The sequence below is a fragment of the Mesorhizobium sp. WSM4847 genome, assembly GCF_055811335.1.
Map to the genome: position 1 here is coordinate 61,506 of NZ_JBVVPY010000024.1, position 22,860 is coordinate 84,365.

Sequence of the window (22,860 nt, forward strand, 5' to 3'; positions counted from 1 at the left end):
CGCCGGACCCCTCATTTTGTCCCTCAGCCTGCCGGTCCGGCACCGGCGAGCGTCTCTCCGGTGATCATGTCGATCACCGCGTCGGGACTTGTCTTGTTGCGCGCGACATCGCCGGCCACGACGCCTTGCCGGATCACCACGATCCGGTCGGCGACCTGGAAGGCCTGCTGCATGATATGGGTGATGATGACGACGCCGATGCCTTGCCTCGCCACCTGGCGGATCATGTCGAGGCCGCGCCGCGTCTGCTCGACACCGAGTGCTGCGAACGGCTCGTCGAGAAGCACGAGCTTGCCGCCAAAATGCACGAATCGATTGAGTTCGATGGCCTGCCGCTGGCCGCCCGAGAGATGCTCGACATTGGTTCTGAGCGAAGGGATGCGGGTGCCGGCGCTGGCCAAGGCCTTTTCGACCACCTGCTCCATGGCCGGTTCGTCGAGCACGGGAACGCCAAGGAATTTCCTGGTGATCTCGCGGCCCATGAAGAAATTGGCCACCACGTCGACATTGGTGCAAAGCGAGAGGTCCTGGTAGACGGTCTCGATCCCAGCCGCCTTGGCCTCGGCGGGAGATTTGGCGAGGAATTCCTTGCCCTCGAACAGCATGCGGCCGGAGGTCGGCTCCAGGCCGCCGGCGATGATCTTGACCAGCGTCGATTTGCCGGCGCCATTGTCGCCCAGAAGCGCCACCACCTCACCCTTGCCGATCGAGAAGCTGATGCCCTTGAGCGCTTCGATCGCGCCAAAATTCTTGGTGACATTGTCGAGCACCAGCAGGGGTTGGCTCATGCCAGGCTGAGCTCCACTCATGCCGCGATCCCCCTGCCTTGCAGTATATCTCGCCCGCGTTCGCGCTCGGCGGTGAATATCTGGCCGAAGCGCGGCGAAAGCACGCCTGAGACGGCAAGTGCGGCGGCCCCGCGCAGCACCGCATGCTGGCCGCCGCGTGCGACGGTGACACGCGGCGCCGTGCGGTCGCTTCGCGCCGAGATCGAGTTGGCAAGCCTGGCAGCCGAACCGGCCAGCCGTTCAAGCAGATCGGTGGACGCCAGTCCGCCGAGGATGATGGTTTCGGGATCGAACAGGTTCTCGACGATGGTGATGGCGTTGCGGAAGATCGGCCCGACTTCGTCAACCCAATCGGCGTCGCTGATGTTCCGGCGCTGCAGCGCCTCGAGCGAGAGGTATCTTTCGAGACAGCCGCGATTGCCGCAGGGGCACGGCTCGCCGCCCGGCACGACAGGGATGTGCCCGATTTCGCCGGCATTTCCCCAGGCGCCGCGTAGCGCGCTTCCGTCATGGACCATGACGCCGCCAAGACCGACACCGAAATAAAGATAGTAGTATTCGGAATACCCGATCCCGAGGCCATAGAGGCGCTCGCCCATTGCCGCGGCCGCCATGTCGGTCTCGAAAAACGCGGGCAGCCCGGTCGAGGCCTCCAGCCGTTCCCGAAGCGCCACGTCCTTCCAGCCGGTCATCGTCGTCGGGCCGACAAAGCTCATCGACTCCACGCCGAAAGGGCCGGGCAGCGCCATGCCGATGCCGAGAACGCGACCGCCCGGCCGCAGTCCGGTCAATTCAAGCACCATCGCGCCGATCAGATCGAAGGCATGGTCGGGCGTTGCGTTGGGGGCCTCGCGGTAGGCGCTCTCGATCACGTCCCCGCTCAAATTGATCAGCGCGGCATTGATACCCAGCGGAGTGACGTGGATGCCGACGGCATAGCCGCCCTCCGGGTTGATCCGCAGGGTCGCCGGAGGCAGCCCGCGCCCTCGCGGCTCTTCGCGCATCGACAGAACGTAGCCGTGTTCTTCCAGCTCGCGAACGATGGTCGAGACCGTTTGAACGGTGAGCCCGACCCGCTTGGCAATGTCGCCGCGGGCGATCGGACCGTGAAGGCGAATGGACTCAAGGACGATACGCCTGTTGTAAGGCCGCCCAAACTCCTGATTGGTCCCCCGCAGTGCCATGTCTCGCATCCCTGGGAGACAAGAGGTTCGCACCGAATATTTATTCAGTCAAATGGAATTCAAAAAGAATGTCGCGCGTGTTCACGGTTATGCCGAGATCCTTCGCGCCCCTCTGTCCTGCCGGACATCTCCTCCGACAGGTGGGAGATTGGCAGCTTCGCCGGTGGCGCTCCTCTTGCGTTGGAGATTGGCGAAAGCCGCCGTGAGCACGATCTCCCCCCAAGTGGGGGAGATGTCCGGCAGGACAGAGGGGGCCGCTGTCCCGCCAGCATCAAAAAGGTCCCGCACCGACGCTCGCAGCCGAAAAGCCTTCGACCTGTCAGAGGCATCCCTGCCAGGGACTAAAGATACCGCGCGACCTTCTTGCCGACCCTCAGGAAGCGCAGCGGGTCGATGGCCTCGCCATGGTGGCGGATCTCGTAATGCAGATGTGGGCCGGTCGAGCGGCCGCTGCTGCCGGTCTTGCCGATGACGTCGCCGGCATTGAGCCTCTTGCCGACGGTCACGTCGATTTTGCTGAGATGCCCATAGCGCGTCGCAAAGCCATTGCCATGGTCGACCTCGACCATGCGGCCGTAGCCGCCGTTCCAGCCGGCCTTGACGACGACACCGGGCGCCGTGACCTTGGCAGGCATTCCGGTCGGCGCCCTGAAATCCATCCCCGAATGCAGCGCGGCGGTGCCGAGCAGCGGATCGGGGCGCACGCCGAACGGGCTGGTGACCGAGCGGCCGGGCGCGGGGTTGGCGAGCGGCAGCCGTCGCGCCTCCGTCTTCAGCCGGTCGAGCGCGTCCAGCGCCTCGTCGAGTTCCCTTACCTTGCTGTCGAACGTCATCGAACTGTCGAGTGGTATCAGCGGACCGCCGGCATCGCTCTTGCCGAAATCGCCGTCGACCGGCAGGCCCGCCGCCTCGAGCGCCTGAGAAATCGCATCGGCGTTTTTGTAGGCGTTGTCAGCAAGCGTGGCGATGCGGGTGAGCTGCTGGCTCTCTATGGCCTTGAGCGCGGCGTTGATCGACACGAACAGCCTGTCGGCACGATCGGCCGCCGTGTCACTCGGCAGCGGCTCGGAGCGGGTCGACCACAGCGAGAACGGCCTGGTGTCGCCAGCGCCAAGGTTGGCGCCGACGCTGGCAACCGCATAGGCCGGCGGCTGGGCGTCGGTCACCTCGGCGCGTTTATCCGGCATGGCGGACGCAGCCGTGCCTGCGGCGGGCGGCGTTCCGACGTCGCTCTCGGCGCGTTCGAGGAGCGGGCCGATGCGGCCGTGGCGCAGGCTGAGCTGGGTCTGTCGTTCCAGCAACTCGCCAACTTTGGTTTCCATGAGCTGCTGGTCGAGAAGCTGACGGCTGGTGATCCGGTCGACCTGGGCGCGCAGTGCGGAGATGCGGTCCTCATAGGCCTGCTGCATGCGCGCCTGCCGTGCCGTGGTCGCGCCGATCAGGTCGTCGCGCAGCACGAGATAGGAGGTCGCCAGTAGATAGCCTATCGCCATCGCCGCCAGCGCCGAGCCGCAAAATGCGGCGACCCATGGCCGTATGGTGAAATGCCTGATCTCGTTGCCCCGGGCGATAATGACCGTGTGGGGCTCATTGCGCCTGCCAAAGACCGTTGACTGACTGGCTACATTCACAGGACCAAGCTTTCGTTACGACACCAACGACAAGCCCGATTACACATCATTAAGGTTAACGGTCGGTTGCTGGCGCCCAGCTTGCAGCCCATGGGTTGCAGCCGGATTGCTTCGGCGCCCGTGCTTCACACGGGTTCAGGCCACAGCCGAAATTGACGTCCCGAAATCGACGTCAAAGCGCGCGCACCGCCTCCAGCACCGCCTCGGCATGGCCTTTGACGCGAACGTTTCGCCAGATCCGGGCGATCCGTCCGTCGCGGCCGATCAGGAACGTTGCGCGCTCGACGCCCATATAGCGGCGGCCATAGAGCTGCTTCTCGACCCACAGATGATAGGCTTCGATCACCTTGCGCTCCTCGTCGGCGACGAGGTCGACGGTCAGATCGTATTTCGACTTGAATTTGTCGTGTTTTCGGACACTGTCCGGCGACAGGCCGATCACGACAGCGCCGAGCTTTTCGAATTCCGGCTTCAACTGCGAAAAGCCGATCGCCTCGTTGGTGCAGCCGGTGGTGTCGTCCTGCGGATAGAAGTAAAGCACGACCGGCTTTCCCAGCAATGACGCGAGGCTGAGCGACCCGCCGCCGTCGCGGGGAAGGTCGAACTGCGGCGCAAGGTCGCCGACGTCGAGATCAGCCATATCGATGCCCTTGTTTGTGGTTACGCGCGAAGCCTCATCGATATATTGTCGCACCGGGAGTCGTCCACGGTCGAGTTCGTTCAACGGAAAATTGTGTGGATCAGGAGCAGCCGCAGCACGAGAAGATCAGATTCAGGCGTGATGAAATCACCGACCTGGGGGCCTTCCCGTCCGCGTGCCGCATACCGCCGCTCGGCCAGGGCCGCGGCGTTGGTATTCTTGCGCGGCTGTTTGCCGGCTTTTTGGCCCTTGTGCTGCTGGCCACCGCCGCTGTCTATGCGATCGGGATGTCCGGCTTCGGCGCCGAGCGGCTGCGGGCCGAAGCGGAAACGGCCATCGAGAAATTGGCCGGCGTCGACCTCGACGTTGCGGTCGGGCCGACCCGTCTCACGCTCGACGGATCGAGCTTCATTGCGCTGCAGGTCAGCGACGTCAGCCTCAAGACCGCCGACGGCAAGCCGCTGGCCGATGCCGGGCGTGTCCGCTTCGGCGTAAGGCTGATACCGCTGCTTTCGGGCGAGGTGCGGCTTACCAGCGCCAGGATTTCCGACGCGCGCATCGTGATGTCGGCGCTGCCGTCGGGCGGCGACTGGACGGCGGCGCTGCGCAATGACGACGGCCTCATCGATCCGGACAGGCTGGCCGGCACGGTCTTTGCCAGCATCGGTCACGCGCTCGATGCGGTGCGCGAGGAGCAGATGCGCCGGATCGAGCTGCGCAATGTCGACCTCGTTCCGCCCGAGGCCGGGTTGGTCAAACTGATCAGGATCGCGGATGCTACCGTTGCGCAGTCGGGGCCGGGTGGCATGGAGTTTTCATCCGACGCGACTGTCGACGGCAGGGCACTCACCATCGCCGCCTCAGCCAGCCGTGATACGACGACGCGGCGCGTGACGGCGTTGGATGCCAGCGTCGAGATAGCGCAGCTTGACCACGCTGCGGCAGCGCCGGGCGGGACGCTTGGCGCGATTGCCTTGAAGCTGGCGGGATCGGAAGGATCCGGCGAGAACGCGTCGCGGCTGACGGCCTCGTTGTCGTTCGCCGGTGCCGTGCTCGATCTTGGCACGCGTGGCTCGCTTCCAGCAGACGTCGATCTCGCTGCGACGCTTGTCGCCGGCGCCAACAAGGTCCAGGTGGACCGGCTGCAAGTGAGGACCGGTCGCTCGACATTCGAGTTCGCCGGTTCGATCGGGCCGAAGCCGGCGACTGGAACAGCGGGCGAGGAGCCGTCCTATCGCTACGACCTGACCAGCGACGGCTCGACGCTGGCGCCTTCGGAATCCTCCGAACCTGCGCTCGATTTCATCGCCCGGGTGGCCGGCGTCTACCAGACCCGCAGCCGCAAGCTCGTGGCCGAGCAGATCGGGATCAGATCCGGGTCCGCCAGCGAGGCGCTGGGCACGGCTTCTGTCGAGTTCGCCAGGGGAAAGGTGCCGGGCATATCTGTAGCCTTCAACGTCCACGACATGCCGGTCTCGCATGTCAAGCAGTTGTGGCCCTGGTTTTCGGCGCGAAACGCTCGCCTTTGGGTGCTGAAAAACCTGTTCGGCGGCCGCGTCGTCGACGCCAGCCTGCAGTTCCAGGTCGTGCCCGGGCGCCTTGGCAACGGGATCCCGCTTTCATCAGACGAGATATTCGGCCGGTTCCAGGTCGAAGGATCGCGCTTCGATACAGCCGGTCGCATTCCGCCGATACGCGATGCCGTCGGCGTCGTCGAATTCCACGGCAATGACGTCGACATCGCCTTGTCCTCGGGCAACGTCTATATGGCCAGCGGCCGCACGGTGGCGGCAAGCAACGGCACGATGACGATCAAGGCGGCGAACCGCCCGCCGGTGATCGGCGCGCTCGATATCGATGTTGCCGGGGAGGCGTCCGCAATCGCCGAGCTCGCCTCCTACGAGCCGATCAATGCCATGCGCCATGTCGGCCTGCTGCCGGACGACCTGTCCGGCACGGTGACCGGCCACGTCAAGGCGGATATTCCGCTGCAGTCAGGCGTCGACAGCTCGAAACTCGATTGGCTGGTGACGCTCGATTACAAAGACCTGTCGCTGGGCAAGCCGTTCGAAGACCAGACGGTGACCGACGCGGATGGGTCGATCACGGTCGAACGCGAGAAGGCGGTGATATCAGCCAAGGCGCTGCTCAACGGCATTCCAGCCGAACTCGACCTGATCGAACCGCTCAGGGATGGCGGACCGCCACGCAGCCGGAAAGTGGCGCTGATGCTCGACGACAAGATACGTGCCGCCGCCATGCCTGGCCTGTCGGAGCTGCTTTCCGGAACCGTCAAGGTTGAGATCGACAAGAGCGGCACGGGCAACCAGACTGTTTCAGCGGACCTGACCAATGCCAGGCTGGACATTCCCTGGGCAGGCTGGAGCAAGGGCCCCGGCATTCCAGCCAATGTCACATTTACCATGGCCAAATCCGGCGACACCACGACGCTGTCCGACTTCGACCTGAATGGAAAGACCTTTTCGATCGATGGCGGCGTGGTGCTGGTCAAAGGCGCCCTGTCCTCGGCGCGGTTCAGCAACGTCAAGCTGAACCGGGGAGACAACGTTGCCGTTTCGGTGAAACGATCGGGCATGGGCTACGCGATCGACATCAGCGGCAGCGCGCTGGACGCGCGCTCGCTGATCAAGCAATTCACGTCCGATGTCGACACCGCCACCAAGGCCACCGGCTCCGATGCGATTTCGGTCAGCGCCGACGTCAATTCGCTGACCGGCTTCCACAACGAGACGCTGTCGAACCTGAAGCTCGACTACAGCGCCGCCGGCTCGAGGGTGAATGGGCTCAAGGTGAGCGCCACGGCAAGTTCGGGTGCTGCCATCAGCATCAGCAACACGACCGGCGCCGGCAGGCGCGCCCTCAACGTGCGGTCGGCCGACGCCGGCGCAATCCTGCGGTTCCTCAACATCTACGAGCATATGGAGGGCGGTTCGATCACCCTGGCGCTCGCCGGGGCAAGCGATGGGCCGATGAAGGGCCAGGTCGACTCGCATGATTTCTTCGTGGTCAACGAGCCGAAACTCGCCTCGCTCGTATCGACGACGCCGGCCGGTGACAGCCGCAGCCTCAACGAAGCCGTCAAAGCCAATATCGACACGTCGAGAGTGAAGTTCGAGCGCGGCTTTTCCGAAATCGAAAAGGGCGCCGGCTATCTGAAGCTGGCCAATGGCGTGCTGCGCGGCCCGCGGATCGGCACCACCTTCCAGGGCACGCTCTACGACCGGAACAACAACATGGACATGACCGGCACCTTCATGCCGGTCTACGGCCTCAACCGCATTTTTGGCGAACTGCCGCTGTTCGGCGCGCTGCTCGGCAATGGCCGCGATCGCGGCCTGATCGGCGTGACCTACCGGCTCAGGGGCGATGCCAACAAGCCGAAGCTGGACGTCAATCCGCTGTCGGTGATCGCGCCCGGAATTTTCAGGTCGATCTTCGAGTACCGGTAAGGTCAAAACCCAATCACTTCGAGCGACCGAGACTTGACCCTAAGTGGATCGCCCCGGCCGAATTCACGCCCATGACCCCTGGACGAAGCCGCTCGCGCGCCAGTGCCGCGCGAGCGGCCTCGTCCTTGGGTGGGGGCCGGTCTTTTTTGCCTGTCCCCGATTGGATCCGGTTCGTAGTTGCCGGCTGGCTACAGGTGGGCAATACCGGCTTTCAGCAGTCCCTCGCGGACGTGCTGCACATCAGACTTCTGGGCATAGTGCAGGGTGGCGATAAATGAATCGAGGTCGAATTGGGGATCGATCGTTTTGATCTTGCCTAGATGCGCCGCGGCCGCGATTTCGTCGCCGAGCCAGCCGTAGCAGGCAGCGGCGAAAGCGTGCTGAACCGAGTCCATGGTTGACAGATGCATGAAAGCTTCGATCGCCTCGCCATACTGGCGCGCGGCGAAATGCGCCTTTCCCAGATGGCTCCAGAACCTCTCCGGGTGGTGCGGGTTCAACTGCATTGCCTTGCGGATCCATTCAATTCCCTCTTCCGGCCTCCCCAGCCACGTCAACAACTCGCCTTGCTGCACCACCACGAGGTCGTAATTGGGATTGAGGGCGAGGGCGCGCTCTTGATGGTAGCGCGCTGTGGTCAGCTCATTGTTGTTCACGTTCACTGCGGCGAGGATGCGGTGGACATCGGCATCGTTGTCGTCCAGCGCCAGCGCCCTGTCCAGCGCTGCCATGATGTCGTTCCAGACGGCATCCCTGTCTTTGCACCAGTTATGGACCCAGGCCTGGCCAAGAATGCAGGCCCGCCAGGCATGGGCATGGGCATAATCGGGGTCGAGCGCGACGGCCCTGCCTATCAAGGTTTGCGCGCGTTCATTATCCTCAATCGTGCCTCGGTGATGCAGCACCTTGGCAGCAAGAACACATTCATACGCGGCCATGTTTGCAGGTTTCGCCCGCGCGAGCTGGTCCCGCTGAGCCGCCTCGACACGACCGGGCAGCGTGGCTGCGATCGCCGCGGTTACCTCATCCTGAATCGCGAATATATCGTCCAGCTTCCGGTCATATTTGTCTGCCCAAATATGAGCGTCATTCGCCGTGTCGATGAGCTGAACCGTCACGCGCACCCTGTTGCCGATCTTGCGAACGCTTCCCTCCACCAGGTATTGGACGTCGAGTTTCTCGGCCACCTCGCGCACATTCACGGCGCGGTTCTTGTAGACGAAGCTGGAATTGCGCGAGATGACGAACAGTTCATGATGGCGGGACAGTTCGGTGATGATGTCCTCGGTCAGTCCGTCGGCGAAAAATTCCTGCTCGGGGTCGCCGCTCATGTTGTTGAATGGCAGCACCACTATCGAAGGTTTCGAGATGGATCGCTTTGCCTCGACTTCTGGCAGGACATGACTGTCAAACCCAACGCGATAGAGGCGAACCGGGCGGCTGATGTTCTTTAACGTCTTCTCGCCCAAATCCTCCATGGCAATTTCGAGACGGTCGGCAATTTGGGTCGCCACCGCTGCGGTCACGCAGATACCGCCGACGTCGGCGAGTTGCTCGATGCGCGAGGCAATATTGACGCCGTCGCCAAAAATGTCCTCATCGTCGAAAATGATATCGCCGAGATTTATGCCGATCCTGAATTCGATACGCCGTTCTTGCGGCACATCCGAATTGCGCCGTTTCATGCGCTGTTGGATTTCCACGGCGCATTTCACGGCATCGGTCACGCTCTGGAACTCAACGAGCATGCCGTCTCCGGTGGTCTTGATGATCCGGCCCTTGTTCTTCGCGATGGCGGGATCGACCAGTTCTATGCGATGGGTCCGAAGGCGTGCGAGCGTGCCGGATTCGTCGGCCTCCATTAGCCGACTGTAGCCCGCCATATCGGCAGCCAGAATTGCGGCTAGTCTCTGTTCCATCGCCTGAACCAAAAACCAAGCCTATCCTTCCTGGGCTGCCAAATCCAGCAATTTGGGCTTGGCTGAATGAAGAAGTCTTCCTACTGCAGCAACAGGAAAAGGCGGATCAGAACCTTCCGCTTTCCGCCAGGTGGCTGCGAACTCGATCGCATCGATGGCGGGAGACGCCCCGATCCGCGCGGCGTCAGACCGGAAACGTCCGACAAGAACACGAGTTGGGACCATAGTGGCCGCACTCGCTGACGTCTGCAAATGGCGCTACCTTCCTGTTCGAGAAACCGGAAGGATTGACCCGTTAACGACCTTCCTGACATCGCGCTTCAACGTCCGCACAGGGGGTGAATGCTGTCATTGTTGCGCAGTCGTGGAGCGACGAGCCACTGAATCACGATCTGCGAGCAGGTAACGATCGGCCAGCGCCGTGAACACTCGGGATCAGTTCGACTCGCCGCCGCGGGGACAATGAGACCTTGGCATGCGACATGGCAGATACTGTGGGCTGGACAAATCATGGGCCGGCCGCATTCCGCCCCGACCCGGAACTCGGATCGGGACGCTTTGACAAAGCGCACGTGATTTCGTCGCGTGAGATACCAATGTCGTTAAGAATGTCATCCGGTGACCGGCTCAACCCGTCCGTTATCATCCACATAGCTTTTCGCTCGGCGCGAAGGCGGAACCATCCGCGAATGTAGCCAATGGTGCCATTATGAAAACTTGTCCACATCGAAGTCATCTTAATCATCTGCTCGAACACACGGCACGGAACGGCACTGGCGGTATTCACCGCGAGAAGGACCGGTTACGTCGCATCTGACTCGTCTCAATTCCGAACTTATCGGTCTCGTCCGGCTGGGCGCATCGCGGCGGCAGCGACTGCAACCGCGCCGGCGAGGGTTGAAATGCTGATTGTTTTTCGTAACATAGTTCTGTTTCCTTTCAGCGATGATGGTTCATCAAGCGATCAAGATGACATGCATAGGTTGTGCCGGCCGACAACATAAGGCCAGAACCATCATCTTCTTCTACAAACAATTGCTATGCTAAGTTTACGGTGCGTGAGGTTGCGCTCGAACACAACGAATATATATTTCAAAGCTACTTTTCTAGCTTTAGCAAGCTATATTTTAACGGCAAGCTTGACAAATCCACCGCTAACCTCCCGGTGCTCCACCCAGGTGGTCAAGAGACGTTCGGCAAAAACGGGTTTGCGGGCCAGGGCCGCTTCGGAGCGGGCGGCGGATGCTTCGTTCCTTCTCTCACCGCTTGCGCATGGGCGTTTGTCGCTACGCTATCGGCCTGCGTCGTGCTATACTTTTTGTTTGGCTTCCTTCGACGGGAACGGAGATGTTCGACCTGTCAACCTTGACGCGGAGAAGCATTGGCGTTGCTCTTGTCGGTTGCGCGTTCCTCGCGCCGGCTGCCATGGGAGCGGTTACTGAAGATGTCGCGATGGGAATCCGCCTTGCGGAATTGCTTCGCGCGGGGCGAAGCGTTGTCTCCAACTATCAGACACTAATCAACGATCCCGCACTTGGCGACAAGCACCTCGACAGCGAGCGGTTTGCGAGCGAGGCCATCGCCGTTTACTCAAAAAACACCGGCCAGGACCCGTTTTCCGGCGAATTGACCAAACGCGACCGGCGTCTGCTTGAGGCGCAGATTGGGGCTATGCGGGAGGTGGTGGACGAGCAGCAAGATGACATCAACCGCGCTGGGATCGGGTTCAAGGGCTTCGTGCCGGCCGTTTTCGCGCGTCTGTTGAATGAGAAATTCGCCGCCAAGGTTGGCAACGAAGCTCTGGTGCGCGTGACTGCGCCCGAGCAACTCGTGCGCAACCGCAAATCTCTTCCGGACGCTTGGGAAGCCAGCGTCATCGTAAGCGTCTTTTCAGATCCGAGGAGAGCAAAAGGCGAAGCCTACACGGACGTGACCGAGGTGGAGGGACGCCCGGCATTTCGAATGCTCCTGCCCGAATACTATACGGAGTCGTGTCTTTCCTGCCACGGCGAGCCGAAGGGCGAGATCGACATAACTGGATATCCCAAGGAGGGCGGAAAAGCCGGCGATCTGGGGGGCGCAATCAGCATCGTCTTGTTCAAATGAGCGTCCTGGAACAGACACCCCACGAGGTGGAAGCCATACCGGTGCCGTCGAAATCCCTGGGACGTCGCCTTGCCAGTCTGCCGATCGCGGCCCGCGTAGCTGCACTGACAGCGGCCGGCCTTATCAGTCTCATCGTATCTTCCATCCTTCTCACGCAGGCGCTTTATCGCAGTGCCGACCGCACCGCAGACACTAAGGCATTGTTCGATCTCGCGGCGACTGCGGCTGCGGCGCACGTGACCTTTGGCGAATTGCGATACTGGCTCACCGATTTGTCGGTCAGCTTGCTAATGAACTCCCAGCGGAATGCCGAGCAGGCGCGTGAGCGACTGCTGGACCAACTGGACGGCCTTTCGAAATTATCCCCCGATGCAGTGAGGGAAATCCGTGTCGAGATCGATGACTACATCAAAAGGGCACTAGAGGCGGCGGACAGCTATACTCAGGATAACCGCATCATTGGAAACGCCCTCCTGGCCGAGGCGCGAACCCACAGCACAAATGTCGATGCCGCCCTTAACAAACTTGTCGAGCAAGTGAGCGCCGAGGCAGAAGCCGCTCGCAACGAGGCTGTAAGGCTAGCCCAGAAAACCGCGACTACCGCTGCCATTCTGGTGGTCATCGTGCTGTTGATTGGGTCGCTTCTTACAATCCTTGTCCTTCGCTCGATCATTGGCCCGTTACGGCGGCTGAACCGGGTCATCGGCGAACTGACGCAAGGACGCTACAATATTGAAATACCGATTGAGGGAGGCGACGAACTCGGCGCAATGTCGCGGACGCTTCGACTTTTTCGCGCGGGCGCGATTGAAAAGAAACGACTGGAAGACGAGGCGGAGCAGCAACGACGGACGATCGCAGCGGCGCTTGAGGCAATTTCTGACGGATTTGTCCTATTCGATCCGCAGGACAGGGTCATCCTGGCCAACAGCAAATTTTGCGAATTCTTCCCTGACCATGCGCGAGCTTCTCTTCCTGGGCAAAGCTTCCAAGAAATCTTGGAGCAACGCCTGGCAGGCGGGCAAGTCGACCTTGCGGGCGCGTCGCCGGAGGAGTGGATTGCCCAGCGGTTACACATCCACAAGGCCCCAGCGGGCTTCGTCGGCGAGGATCGCTTTGGCGACAGATGGGTTCGCGTAAGCAGGCGAAAAACGCCTGACGGCGGCGCGGTCGCCGTTTACACCGACATCACGGAATTGAAACTGAGACAAGACGAACTCGAGCGCGCCAAGAGCCGTGCTGAATCGACGAATGAAGCCAAGAGCCGCTTCGTCGCATCCGTCAGCCACGAACTGCGTACGCCGCTGAACGCGATTATTGGCTACAGCGAGATGCTGATCGAAGATGCGAGCGACCAGCACATGGTGGAATTCGTTCCGGAACTGAAGAAGATCGCCGCGGCTGGTCGCCATCTCCTGGGGCTCATCAACGACATCCTCGACTTGTCGAAGATCGAGGCGAACAAGATGGAAATTTTCTTGGAAACGTTCGACGTCGCCGATTTGATGCGCGACGTCCAGGCCACAGTCGCGCCTCTGATGGCGAAAAACCGAAACGGTTTCGTACTGGACCTCGAGGACGACCTCGGGAAAATGCATTCGGACCAGACGAAGTTGCGTCAGAACCTGTTTAACCTGCTCAGCAACGCCGCCAAGTTTACCGAAGGGGGTCGAGTAACACTCGCGGTGCGTCGCGACAGGCGACCAAACGGCGATTGGCTGATATTCAAAGTGTCCGACACCGGGATCGGAATGACGTCGGAGCAGCAGGAACGGCTCTTCGACGCTTTTACGCAGGCGGACGCATCCACCACTCGCAACTATGGCGGAACGGGGCTTGGCCTCAGCATAACCCGGAGTTTTAGCCGAATGATCGGAGGCGTTGTAAAGGTCGAGAGCGAACTCGGAAAAGGCTCGACCTTCACAATGGAGATTCCAGCCGAGTTCAAAAAAGAATCTAGCGAGCAACACCCCTCCGAAGCTGTGCCGTTGCCGCCACGAGACACGGCGGTTCTGATCATAGATGATGAACCAGCCGCCCGAACCGTCATCGCCAGCGCCTTGGCGGAGGCGGGACTGGCATCGTTCGAAGCAGCAAGCGGCGAGGAAGGAATAGCCGCTGCTCGAGCGCATCGCCCCGCGGCGATCATTCTCGACATCATCATGCCGCATCAGGACGGCTGGTCAGTGCTGCGATCTCTGAAGAACGATAGGGAGCTTTGCGAGATTCCTGTGATCCTTGCGACGATACTTGCAGATCGCGAACTCGGCCTCTCACTCGGGGCGGTTGAATACCTGACGAAGCCGATCGACACCGAGAAGCTGATTCAAACAATTGAGGCTTGCGGCGGTGGCAACCGCGATGTGCTTGTAATTGATGACGACCAAGCCTCCCGCGATTTCCTTCGGCGTATCCTGATCAAGAAGGATTGGCGGGTTCACGAGGCAAGCGACGGCGTGCGCGGCCTTGGCCTGATGAAACGGTTATTGCCGCGCCTGGTGGTGCTTGATCTGCTGATGCCCGAAATGGACGGATTTCAGACATTGAGTGAGATGCAGCAGACGCCCGAACTGCAGAACATTCCGGTGGTCGTAGTTACCTCGAAAGATCTGTCGATGAACGAGCTCGAATGGCTCCGCGATAGGGCGGTTGCCGTTGTGACCAAGGGCGCGAACAGCAGGTCTCAATTGGTCAAGGCGCTCGAACGCCAGATTTCCGCGGCCGAGTAGGCTGGCCCGGCATCTCAGTTCGTTGACCCATCGTTAGAAGGGGCCGAAGATGACGAGAATCCTTCTGGTGGAAGACAACGAAATGAATCGCGACATGCTCTCGCGGCGGTTGTCGCGGCGTGGGTTCGAAGTGCTTATTGCAGAAAACGGACAATCCGGCGTGGAACTAACCATTTCGGAAAGACCGGATCTGATCCTTATGGATATGAGCCTGCCCGTGATGGACGGATGGGAGGCGACACGGCGGATCAAGGCTGATCCGGCCACCTCCGGGATCCCTATAATCGCGCTTTCTGCACATGCTATGACCAGCGATCGGGAATTGGCGCTTGAGGCCGGCTGCGATGACTACGACAGCAAGCCGGTGGACCTGCCGAGGCTCGTCCAGAAAATCGAACAATTGCTTGCCGCAAATCCGTGAGCCGCCGAATCGGCGGATTGGAGACATGACTGCCAAGAATGAGTTCCAACGCCACGCAATAGCCGCCCATCTGGCGCAGACGCTTGCTGGACCAGCACGGGCAATCTCGGGATTTCAGGAACTGCTGCTAGAACAGGTGCAGAACCACAGTCTCGTGCACATCACTCCAGATCTTGAGAGGGTCGGCGCCGCTGCCCGGCAATTGAACAGCCTCATCGACAGCTTGATCCATGGCAAAGCCGACTATCCGGACCATGCAGGGCGCGAGATCGAGGCGAAACTGCGCCACGATTTGCGAACACCACTCAACGCGATTATCGGCTACTCCGAAATGATCCTTGAAGAAGCCGAAGAATTGCACGAACACGCATTGGACGAAGATGTCAGAGTGATGCTCGCGGCTGCGGCCGAGCTGTTGGCGCATGTCGATGCAATTGCCGGCCTATCGCGCGCCAGCGACAACGAAGGGCTGTGGACGACGGATCAGGCAGAGATCGATGCAGCAGGGCTCGAAAGGGCGCTGGGCAAGACCGAGCGCGATGCATTCTCAGGACGCAACGGTAGAATACTTGTCGTCGACGACATCGGCAGTAACCGCGATCTTCTCTCGCGCCGCTTGCTGCACGACGGTCATCAGGTAGTCACTGCCGAGTCAGGCCTGTCCGCGCTGACCCGCCTTGCGGAATATGAATTTGACCTTGTTCTGTTGGACATACTGATGCCGGACATGAACGGCATCGAGGTGCTCTCGCGATTGAAAGCTGAGCGCCGGTGGCGGCACATCCCGGTCATTATGATATCGGGGCTGAACGAAGTCGACGCCGTGGTCCGCTGCATCGAGGCGGGAGCCGACGACTACTTGCTTAAACCGTTCAATCCGGTCCTGCTGCGCGCCCGGATCAACTCCAGTCTGGAGAAGAAGCGTTGGCGCGACCGCGAGCACCAGTATCTTCAGCGGATCGAGGCGGAAAAGCGGCGGGCCGACTCGCTTCTACATGCCGTCCTGCCCGGTCAAATCGTTGCGCGGCTGCAAGGGGGCGAGGAGATCATTGCGGACCGGTTCGAGGAAGTGACCATCCTTTTTGCCGATATTATCGGATTCTCGCCTATCGCAGCGAAATTGCCGGCATCCGACCTTATCAAGCGCCTCGACCGGATGTTCAGCATGTTCGACGCGCTGGCGGAGAAGCATTCCGTGGAGAAGATCAAGACAATCGGAGACGCGTATATGGCCGCTTGTGGTCTTCCGGAACCGGCGGCCGATCACGCCGACAGGACCGTGGCGCTGGGAAAATCCATGCTGGACTCGTTGAGGCTCTTGGCGGCGGGCAGCGACAGTTTTCGTGTCCGAATCGGCGTACACACCGGACCGGTGATCGCCGGTCTGATCGGCCGACATCGGTTCGTCTATGATGTCTGGGGCGAAACCGTGAACATCGCAAGCCGACTCGAGTCCCAGGGCGTAGCCGACCGCATGCAAATCTCGGAGGCAACCAGGCGCGCTCTGCACTCCTCTTGGGAGCTAGAACCGCGCTGCACTGTGGAACTGAGAGGCGTCGGCAAGATGGAGACCTATCTCGTTCGACACTGATGTCTGATTCCTCATCGAGGTCGAATTGGGGATCGAGCGTTCTGATCTTGCCTAGCTGCGCCGCGGTTGATCGAGCGCAAAGCGCCTGAGGCGGCCAGTCACCATCAGGTCAGTAAGAGCCCCCAGCGCGACGAAGCGAAGACTTGCCGATATACTCGATTGTCCACACCTGTCACGGAAAGCTGCGAGGTCGCCTCAGCAATGGCATGACCGCGTTTTAAGGGCGTGCCCTCCGCCGCGTCGCCGTTCGGCGCGAACCGATTGCACCGCTGCGGCCCGTCGTGCCGTGGGACGGACTGCGCGATGCGCTCACGTTCGGGCCGAAGTCGCCTCATGAGCTGTCTAGTCCCCGGGCGGCAGGCCACTGGAACGAAGGGCGGCCTCCTCGACCTCAAGTTGCGTGGGTTCGCATCGGATTTGGGTCGAAGCCCATCTTCGTATGGTGAAGTCAGGATGGTAGCGACCCAGACGGCAACTTTCCACCCTCTTGAGACTTAGAACGCTCCATCGCGGTATAATCCGAGCCCATGCGCCGGCCAGCTCGGTCGCGCCAATTGCCTACTTTCCTGGCGCTTCTCCAGAGCCGACCTTCGCGCAAGGACTCGAGTCGACCCGTAGCTGACTTCCTGCGGAGAAGAGCGTAGGCAAGCTTCCTCGTGCGCGCGCACCGTGCCGGGTGTATGTTGCTGATATGGGTTTGGCCGACGCCCATTAGGCTCTCACGCGACCTAGCGGGGTCGGGTCAGCAACGGGAGGAAGTTATGACAGACGTGACGCTAAGGAATCAGAACTCCGAGCTCGTTCGGCGCGGTTATGCCGCGTTCAACTCGGGAGAGATGGACACGCTGACGCAAATCATCGACGAATCCTGCACGTGGCATACTCCGGGGAAAAGTCCGATCGCCGGAGACTACGAAGGCCGCGAGGCGACCTTTGGCCAGTTCGGCCGCTATGGCGGCGAAACCAACGGGACCTTCAGGGCCGATCTTTTGCATGTGATGGCGAGCGAGGACGGACGCGTGGTCGGCGTCCATCGCAATACCGGGGAGCGCAACGGCAAACGGCTGGATGTGCTCTGTTGCATTGTCTTCGACGTCAAGAATGGCAAGGTGATTGACGGCCGGGAGCACTTCTACGACCTCTACGCCTGGGATGCGTTCTGGGCTTAGCCTCGCGAGTTATCTCGGGCGGCACGCGAGACTGCCCCGGGGTCCGGCCCGGATGGGTCAGCTCAGGGGCGCTACTTGCTCGTTGGGACGAGACCAACGACCGCTTCCCACCCTAACCCGTCCTTTTTCAGCCTTATCATGAATGTCGCGCAGGCTTGTAGATCAGACATTGCGCTGGCGCGGTTCGAGCGCTCCAGTTAATTCGAGCATCTGATAGCCGGCCAGAGTGTGATCAGAGATCCGACAACCCAAGAGCGTCCTTTCCCGCAATGCCTTGACCATCTATCCCGACAGCGGTGCCGCAATAACGCCTCCAGCGATCAGGCCAGCGACCGAAGTTGGGTAGTCGCAGAATCCGCCGGCGTGCTCCCAACGGCCGGTAAAACAGAATGCATTGGTTTAAAGGGCGGCCATGGGCACTTCCGCGAGATTGCTCCCAGCGGTTGTCGGTGCTAAATTTGGTAGAAGCTGCCGCACTGATTTGTCCGAGTGCGCCGCCTGCCGCCGCCGATGTGTTCTTGGAGTGGCCTAAAGAGGTGGCAGGGTTTGGAGACCGGGACGATGAGCTTGACGCGCCGCGATGTGTTGATCGCCGGGAGTGTGGGGTTTGCCGGGGTCGCGCTCTTCTCGCCGCGGAGCGCGCGTGCGAACGATGAAGCGTTGGATCTCATCGAGCAGCTCACCGGACGGACGGCCACGGTGTCGGATCGCCTTCACCTGATAATGCCGACGGACTTCCCGACCGGCTACACCGTGCCCATGAGTCTTTACATCGACAGCCCCATGACCGAGGCCGACCATGTAAGGCAGATGCGCGTGTTCGCGCCGCGGAACCCGCTCATCGAAGTGGCCAGTTTCCACTTCGTCCCGCAACGCAGTCTGCCCCGCGTGTCGACGCGCATCCGGCTTGCCAAACCGCAACACGTCGTCGCTGTCGCTGAAATGAATGACGGCATTTTGCTGATGACCACGACGTGGGTCCGTGTCGCCACGGATGGCTGTGCCTGAGGATCGGAGAGAGACTGTGATCACCCCGACACCACGCGTGATCGTGCCAAACGCTGCGGCGAAGGGGGAGATTTTTCAGGTCAAGACCATTATCAGCCATGAGATGGAAACGGGGCTACGCCATGATGATCAAGGCATTGTAATCCCGCGCAAGATCATCAACAAGTTTGTCTGTCGCTACAACGAAACTGTGGTGTTCAGTGTCGATCTTCACGAGGCGATTTCGGCCAACCCGTTCTTCGAATTTTCCTTGCGCGCGACGGAGAGCGGCCGGCTCGATTTTGTCTGGGAAGAAGACGGGGGTGCCGTCTATATGTTGTCGCACCAGTTCACGGTCGGTTGAGGTGTCGACGCAATCGAGCTGCGCGAATTATAGCGTGACAAGTTGAGTGGGAGCGTGACCGGAAAACTGCGAAACAGACGGGTATTCAGCATGCGCCCCGTCGCGAGACCTGCGATTGCCACGGGCCTCGTGCTGCTCTTCAGCCAATCCGGCGCGGCGGCGGGGCCCGATCAAGGCGCTCAACTCGCCGCAATCTGTGCGTCCTGCCATCGTCTCGATGGCGGCGGCACAGGCATTCCCAGCATCATCGGGCTTGGTGAGGAGAGGCTTACCAACGCCCTGCTTGCCTACCGGGCGAGCGAGAGTCCAAATCACATCATGCACGTTATCGCGCTGTCGCTCAGCGACGAGGAGATCGCGAGCGTCGCGCGCTATGTCGCAGCGCAGGGAAGTAACCCGCGATGAAATCCTGGACTCGTCGCGAGTTCGGCCGCCTCACCGGAGCAGCGTTGTTAACGGCGCTCAACCAGCCGAAGGCGCGGGGCCAGGCCAAGGCGCGTGTCGTCGTGATCGGCGGCGGCATCGGCGGCGCAACGGTCGCCAGATATCTCGCCGCCAGCGCCACGGCTATCGAGGTGACCCTGGTTGAACCGCGGCAGAGCTACGCGACCTGTTTCTTCAGCAATCTCTATCTCGCCGGGCTGCGCCCGTTCGAATCGCTCAGTCATGGTTATGAAGCGCTGGCAAAACAAAATGGTATCATCGTCATTCATGAGTCCGCCGCGGCGATTCACCCGGCGGCGAAAACCGTTGCGCTCAACAACGGTTCAAAGCTCAGCTACGACCGTCTCGTTGTTGCGCCAGGCATCGCATTCAGGGATCGGGCGCTTAAGGGCTATGACGAAGCGGCGATGGAGATCATGCCGCACGCCTGGAATGCAGGACCGCAAAGCAAGCTGCTGCGCCGGCAACTGGAAAGCATGGAGGACGGCGGGCTGTTCGTGCTCGTTGCTCCGCCGAATCCGTTTCGCTGCCCGCCCGCCCCCTACGAGCGCGCTTCCCTCGTCGCATCCTATTTCCAGCGCCGCAAACCCAAGGCCAAAATTCTGATCCTCGATACGAAAGACAGCTTCAACGCGCAGGACCTGTTCCAGGACGCTTGGAACCGCCACTATCCGGGAATGATCGAATGGCTACCGGCTCAGTTCACCGGCGGGGTCACGGCAATCGACGCGAAGACCCGGTCGGTGATCACCGCGGGAGCTACATTCAAGGCCGCGGTGGCCAATGTCATCCCGGCGCAAATGGCCGGGCGCTTGGCGCAGCAGGCGGGGCTCGCCAATCGGTCGGGCTGGTGTCCGGTCGATCCGGTCACCTTCGAATCGGCGCTGCAGCCCGGCGTCCATCTGGTCGGTGACGCGATCATCGGCGGGGATATGCCGAAATCCGCCTTCTGCGCCAACAGCCAGGCCAAAGCCTGCGCCTTTGCCATCGCGGCCGATCTCACTGGATCAGCGCGTTTCCCGGCGCATTTGTTCAACACCTGCTACACCTATCTCGCCCCCGACGATGCGTTCAGCAACGCCATCAGCTTCAAGCCCGTCGACGGGAAGCTCAAGAGCGTCATCAGCTTCGTCAGCAAGGTCGAGGAAAGCTCCGAGGTCCGCCGGCAGGCTGCGCGCGCGGCGGAAGGCTGGTATGACGCCTTCACGCACGACGTGTTTGGCTGAAACGAAACTCAACTCCGCTCGACGGCCGGGCCGGCCATTGCGGAAATGCCGGCGCCATCGTGGGTACGCTGCGACTTGGTGCCGGATCGTTGCTCCGGGATCAGCGCTGGAACAGGATCGGGCAGCCGCTCCAGCCGCAGCGAATTCACCACCACGAGAATGCTCGAGCCGGCCATGACCGCCGCCGCAAGGATTGGCTGCAGAAGTCCGAATGTTGCGAACGTCAGGGCGACGAGGTTGTAGCCGAACGCCCACATAAGGTTGGTCAAGATGGTCCTGCGGACCGCACGGGCCACGTCGACGATCCAGGGCAGCATCCACAATCCGTCCGCAGGCAGCACGAGCGCTGCAGTCTCGCGGGCGAGATCGGTGGCGGAGCCGACGGCAATACCGACATCTGCGGCGGCCAGGACCGGCCCGTCATTCAGTCCATCGCCGACCATCGCCACCGAACCGTGGTCATGGCGGAGCCGATCCAGGGCCAGCCGTTTGGCCTCCGGCGAAAGGCCCGCTTGGACGTCCTTGATCCCGACCAGAGCCGCGATCCGCTCCGCCGCTTGCGCCAAGTCGCCGGTCAACAGCGTGGCGTCGAGCCCGCGCTCACGCAGGGCCGCGATCGCGGCATGCGCCTCGGGAAGCGGTGAATCATCGAGCGACAGCACGGCGTGAACCTGCTCGCCCCAACCGACATAGACCACCGAATAACCGCTCGCCTCCAGCGACCGCGCACGCTCAGTCAGCGACGGGGGAAGCGGCCAGCCCAGATCATTCATCAATCTGCCGTTCCCTGCCGCTACGGGCCGGCCTTCGGCGCTGCCGCGGACGCCACGGCCGGGAACCGTCCGGACATCGCGGGTGACGAGCGGCGTGATGCCGCGCTGAGCGGCGGCTGCCGCGATGGCCCGCGCCAGACCATGCTCGGAAAGTCGCTCCAGACCGGCGGCGCGCGCCAGCACTTCGTCGATGCCGACCTCCTGGCAGTCGACGCCGACGAGACGCGCTTTGCCCGCCGTCAGAGTGCCGGTCTTGTCGAAGGCGAGCAACCGGACACGCGCGAGGGTCTCAAGCACGCCGGGGTCGCGGACAAGGCAGCCGTGCCGTGCCAACCGGCCGATGCCGAGTGATGTCGCCATCGGAGCAGCGAGGCCGACGGCACAAGGACAGGCAACCACCAGTACCGAGAGGCCAATCAGCAACGCCCGATCGAACGGCAATGACTGCGCCCAGTAAACGATCGTCAGCCCGCCGAGGGCGAGGACGAGCGGCACGGACACGCCAACGACGCGATCGGCAAGACGCTGGGTTGGACTGCGACGGCCCAGCGCTTCGCGCACCGACCGGCAAATCCGCGCCCAGCGGGTTGCAGTTCCGTCACCGCTGCTTTGGATCAGGAGCGGGCCGTCGATATTGATACTGCCGGCAATCACCTTGGAGCCGGCGCCCTTGGTCACTTGCCGACTTTCTCCGGTAATCACGGCTTCATCGGTGTTCGATTCCCCTTCGACAACCACGCCGTCGACCGGAATGCGCTCGCCTGGCCGGACCCGCACCAGCATGCCGGCCGACACCTCCCGCACCGGACGGCGGATCTCTGCCGCGCCATCGATCACGGTCGCGCTCTCGGCTTCTGCGGCCAGAAGAGGTTCGAGGTCGCGCGCCGCCCTGGCGCGGCCAACAGCCTCGAGATAGCGGCCAACGGTGAACAGCATCAGCACCATCACGGCGGTGTCGAAATAGACATGCGTGCTGCCCTCGAACACGGCAAATGCCGAATAGAGGTAAGCGGCAGCGACGCCAAGCACGATGAGTGCCGACGACGTCACTCGTCCCTGAATACCATTGAGCCACATTTCGCGCAGATAGGGTCCGCCGAGAATCACCACCGCCGGCGTCGCGAAGATCCAGAGCAAAACGTGGATCCACGGCAGCACGCCCGCATCGACGCCGGTGAACGCGTCCGAATAGAGGAGGAGGCTGAACATCATGATATTCATGGAGAGAAAGCCTCCCACGCCGAGCTGGATCAGAAGCCAGGCGGCTTCCCACTCTTCGTGTCTGCCGCTCTTCACCTGAAAGGCGATGCAACAGCCGTAGCAGCAGAATGCGCAAGCCTCACCGTTGAGCCTGCGCTCCATCGGGCGCAGGCCGAGGGGCAGCGAACAATGGCTACAGAGGATATCGCCATGCGCAG

16 protein-coding genes are annotated in these 22,860 nt (G+C 61.6%); 10 read left to right on the forward strand and 6 right to left on the reverse strand.

What is annotated here, in order from left to right:
• Positions 1 to 23 precede the first annotated feature (23 nt).
• The 4 genes from AC0L28_RS27810 to AC0L28_RS27825 form a co-directional block, all read right to left on the reverse strand.
• Positions 24 to 788: an ATP-binding cassette domain-containing protein gene (locus tag AC0L28_RS27810; RefSeq protein WP_091591840.1), complete on the reverse strand. Its 765-nt coding sequence runs from the start codon at positions 786 to 788 to the stop codon at positions 24 to 26.
• Positions 789 to 805: 17 nt separating this feature from the next.
• Entirely contained in the window at positions 806 to 1,972 is a 1,167-nt protein-coding gene (locus AC0L28_RS27815; protein ID WP_473481474.1) for an ROK family transcriptional regulator, read from the reverse strand.
• A gap of 341 nt (positions 1,973 to 2,313) precedes the next feature.
• Positions 2,314 to 3,603, reverse strand: a complete 1,290-nt coding sequence (locus AC0L28_RS27820; RefSeq protein ID WP_128246661.1) for a M23 family metallopeptidase — start codon at positions 3,601 to 3,603, stop codon at positions 2,314 to 2,316.
• Positions 3,604 to 3,775: 172 nt separating this feature from the next.
• Positions 3,776 to 4,243 carry a peroxiredoxin gene (locus AC0L28_RS27825; RefSeq protein ID WP_128246660.1) on the reverse strand — a complete coding sequence of 156 codons (468 nt, stop codon included), beginning with the start codon at positions 4,241 to 4,243 and terminating at the stop codon, positions 3,776 to 3,778.
• A 95-nt stretch (positions 4,244 to 4,338) separates the two neighbouring features.
• Between AC0L28_RS27825 and AC0L28_RS27830 the strand changes: the two genes are divergently transcribed.
• Positions 4,339 to 7,713, forward strand: a complete 3,375-nt coding sequence (locus AC0L28_RS27830; protein ID WP_473481475.1) for a hypothetical protein — start codon at positions 4,339 to 4,341, stop codon at positions 7,711 to 7,713.
• 188 nt (positions 7,714 to 7,901) lie between these two features.
• On the opposite strand, the gene AC0L28_RS27835 is transcribed toward AC0L28_RS27830, so the two are convergent.
• Entirely contained in the window at positions 7,902 to 9,632 is a 1,731-nt protein-coding gene (locus AC0L28_RS27835) for an adenylate/guanylate cyclase domain-containing protein (protein ID WP_287259736.1), read from the reverse strand.
• A 1,347-nt stretch (positions 9,633 to 10,979) separates the two neighbouring features.
• Between AC0L28_RS27835 and AC0L28_RS27840 the strand changes: the two genes are divergently transcribed.
• The 9 genes from AC0L28_RS27840 to AC0L28_RS27880 all read left to right on the forward strand — a co-directional run bounded on the left by AC0L28_RS27840 (position 10,980) and on the right by AC0L28_RS27880 (position 20,669).
• Positions 10,980 to 11,738: a Tll0287-like domain-containing protein gene (locus AC0L28_RS27840; RefSeq protein WP_128168424.1), complete on the forward strand. Its 759-nt coding sequence runs from the start codon at positions 10,980 to 10,982 to the stop codon at positions 11,736 to 11,738.
• A complete protein-coding gene (locus AC0L28_RS27845) occupies positions 11,735 to 14,467 on the forward strand; it encodes a hybrid sensor histidine kinase/response regulator (RefSeq protein WP_287259624.1) in 2,733 nt (910 codons plus the stop codon). Before AC0L28_RS27840 ends, AC0L28_RS27845 begins: the two co-directional genes overlap by 4 nt.
• Before the next feature lie 49 nt (positions 14,468 to 14,516).
• Complete coding sequence (locus AC0L28_RS27850; protein ID WP_031255744.1) at positions 14,517 to 14,888, forward strand: response regulator; 372 nt, start codon at positions 14,517 to 14,519, stop codon at positions 14,886 to 14,888.
• Between the two features lie 25 nt (positions 14,889 to 14,913).
• Complete coding sequence (locus AC0L28_RS27855; protein ID WP_473481476.1) at positions 14,914 to 16,479, forward strand: adenylate/guanylate cyclase domain-containing protein; 1,566 nt, start codon at positions 14,914 to 14,916, stop codon at positions 16,477 to 16,479.
• 761 nt (positions 16,480 to 17,240) lie between these two features.
• Positions 17,241 to 17,648 carry a nuclear transport factor 2 family protein gene (locus tag AC0L28_RS27860; protein WP_287221074.1) on the forward strand — a complete coding sequence of 136 codons (408 nt, stop codon included), beginning with the start codon at positions 17,241 to 17,243 and terminating at the stop codon, positions 17,646 to 17,648.
• 561 nt (positions 17,649 to 18,209) lie between these two features.
• Positions 18,210 to 18,656 carry a thiosulfate oxidation carrier protein SoxY gene (locus tag AC0L28_RS27865; RefSeq protein ID WP_128173153.1) on the forward strand — a complete coding sequence of 149 codons (447 nt, stop codon included), beginning with the start codon at positions 18,210 to 18,212 and terminating at the stop codon, positions 18,654 to 18,656.
• 16 nt (positions 18,657 to 18,672) lie between these two features.
• The gene (gene soxZ / locus AC0L28_RS27870) at positions 18,673 to 18,999 is read left to right on the forward strand and encodes a thiosulfate oxidation carrier complex protein SoxZ (protein ID WP_473481477.1); all 327 of its coding nucleotides are present in this window, start codon (positions 18,673 to 18,675) and stop codon (positions 18,997 to 18,999) included.
• A 54-nt stretch (positions 19,000 to 19,053) separates the two neighbouring features.
• Positions 19,054 to 19,404, forward strand: coding sequence for a c-type cytochrome (locus AC0L28_RS27875; RefSeq protein WP_473481478.1), 351 nt, complete (start codon positions 19,054 to 19,056; stop codon positions 19,402 to 19,404).
• Positions 19,401 to 20,669, forward strand: coding sequence for an NAD(P)/FAD-dependent oxidoreductase (locus tag AC0L28_RS27880; RefSeq protein WP_128173154.1), 1,269 nt, complete (start codon positions 19,401 to 19,403; stop codon positions 20,667 to 20,669). The genes AC0L28_RS27875 and AC0L28_RS27880 overlap by 4 nt, the downstream gene beginning before the upstream one ends.
• A gap of 8 nt (positions 20,670 to 20,677) precedes the next feature.
• Here AC0L28_RS27880 and AC0L28_RS27885 read toward each other — a convergent pair whose 3' ends face one another.
• Complete coding sequence (locus AC0L28_RS27885; protein WP_473481483.1) at positions 20,678 to 22,804, reverse strand: heavy metal translocating P-type ATPase; 2,127 nt, start codon at positions 22,802 to 22,804, stop codon at positions 20,678 to 20,680.
• Positions 22,805 to 22,860: the final 56 nt, after the last annotated feature.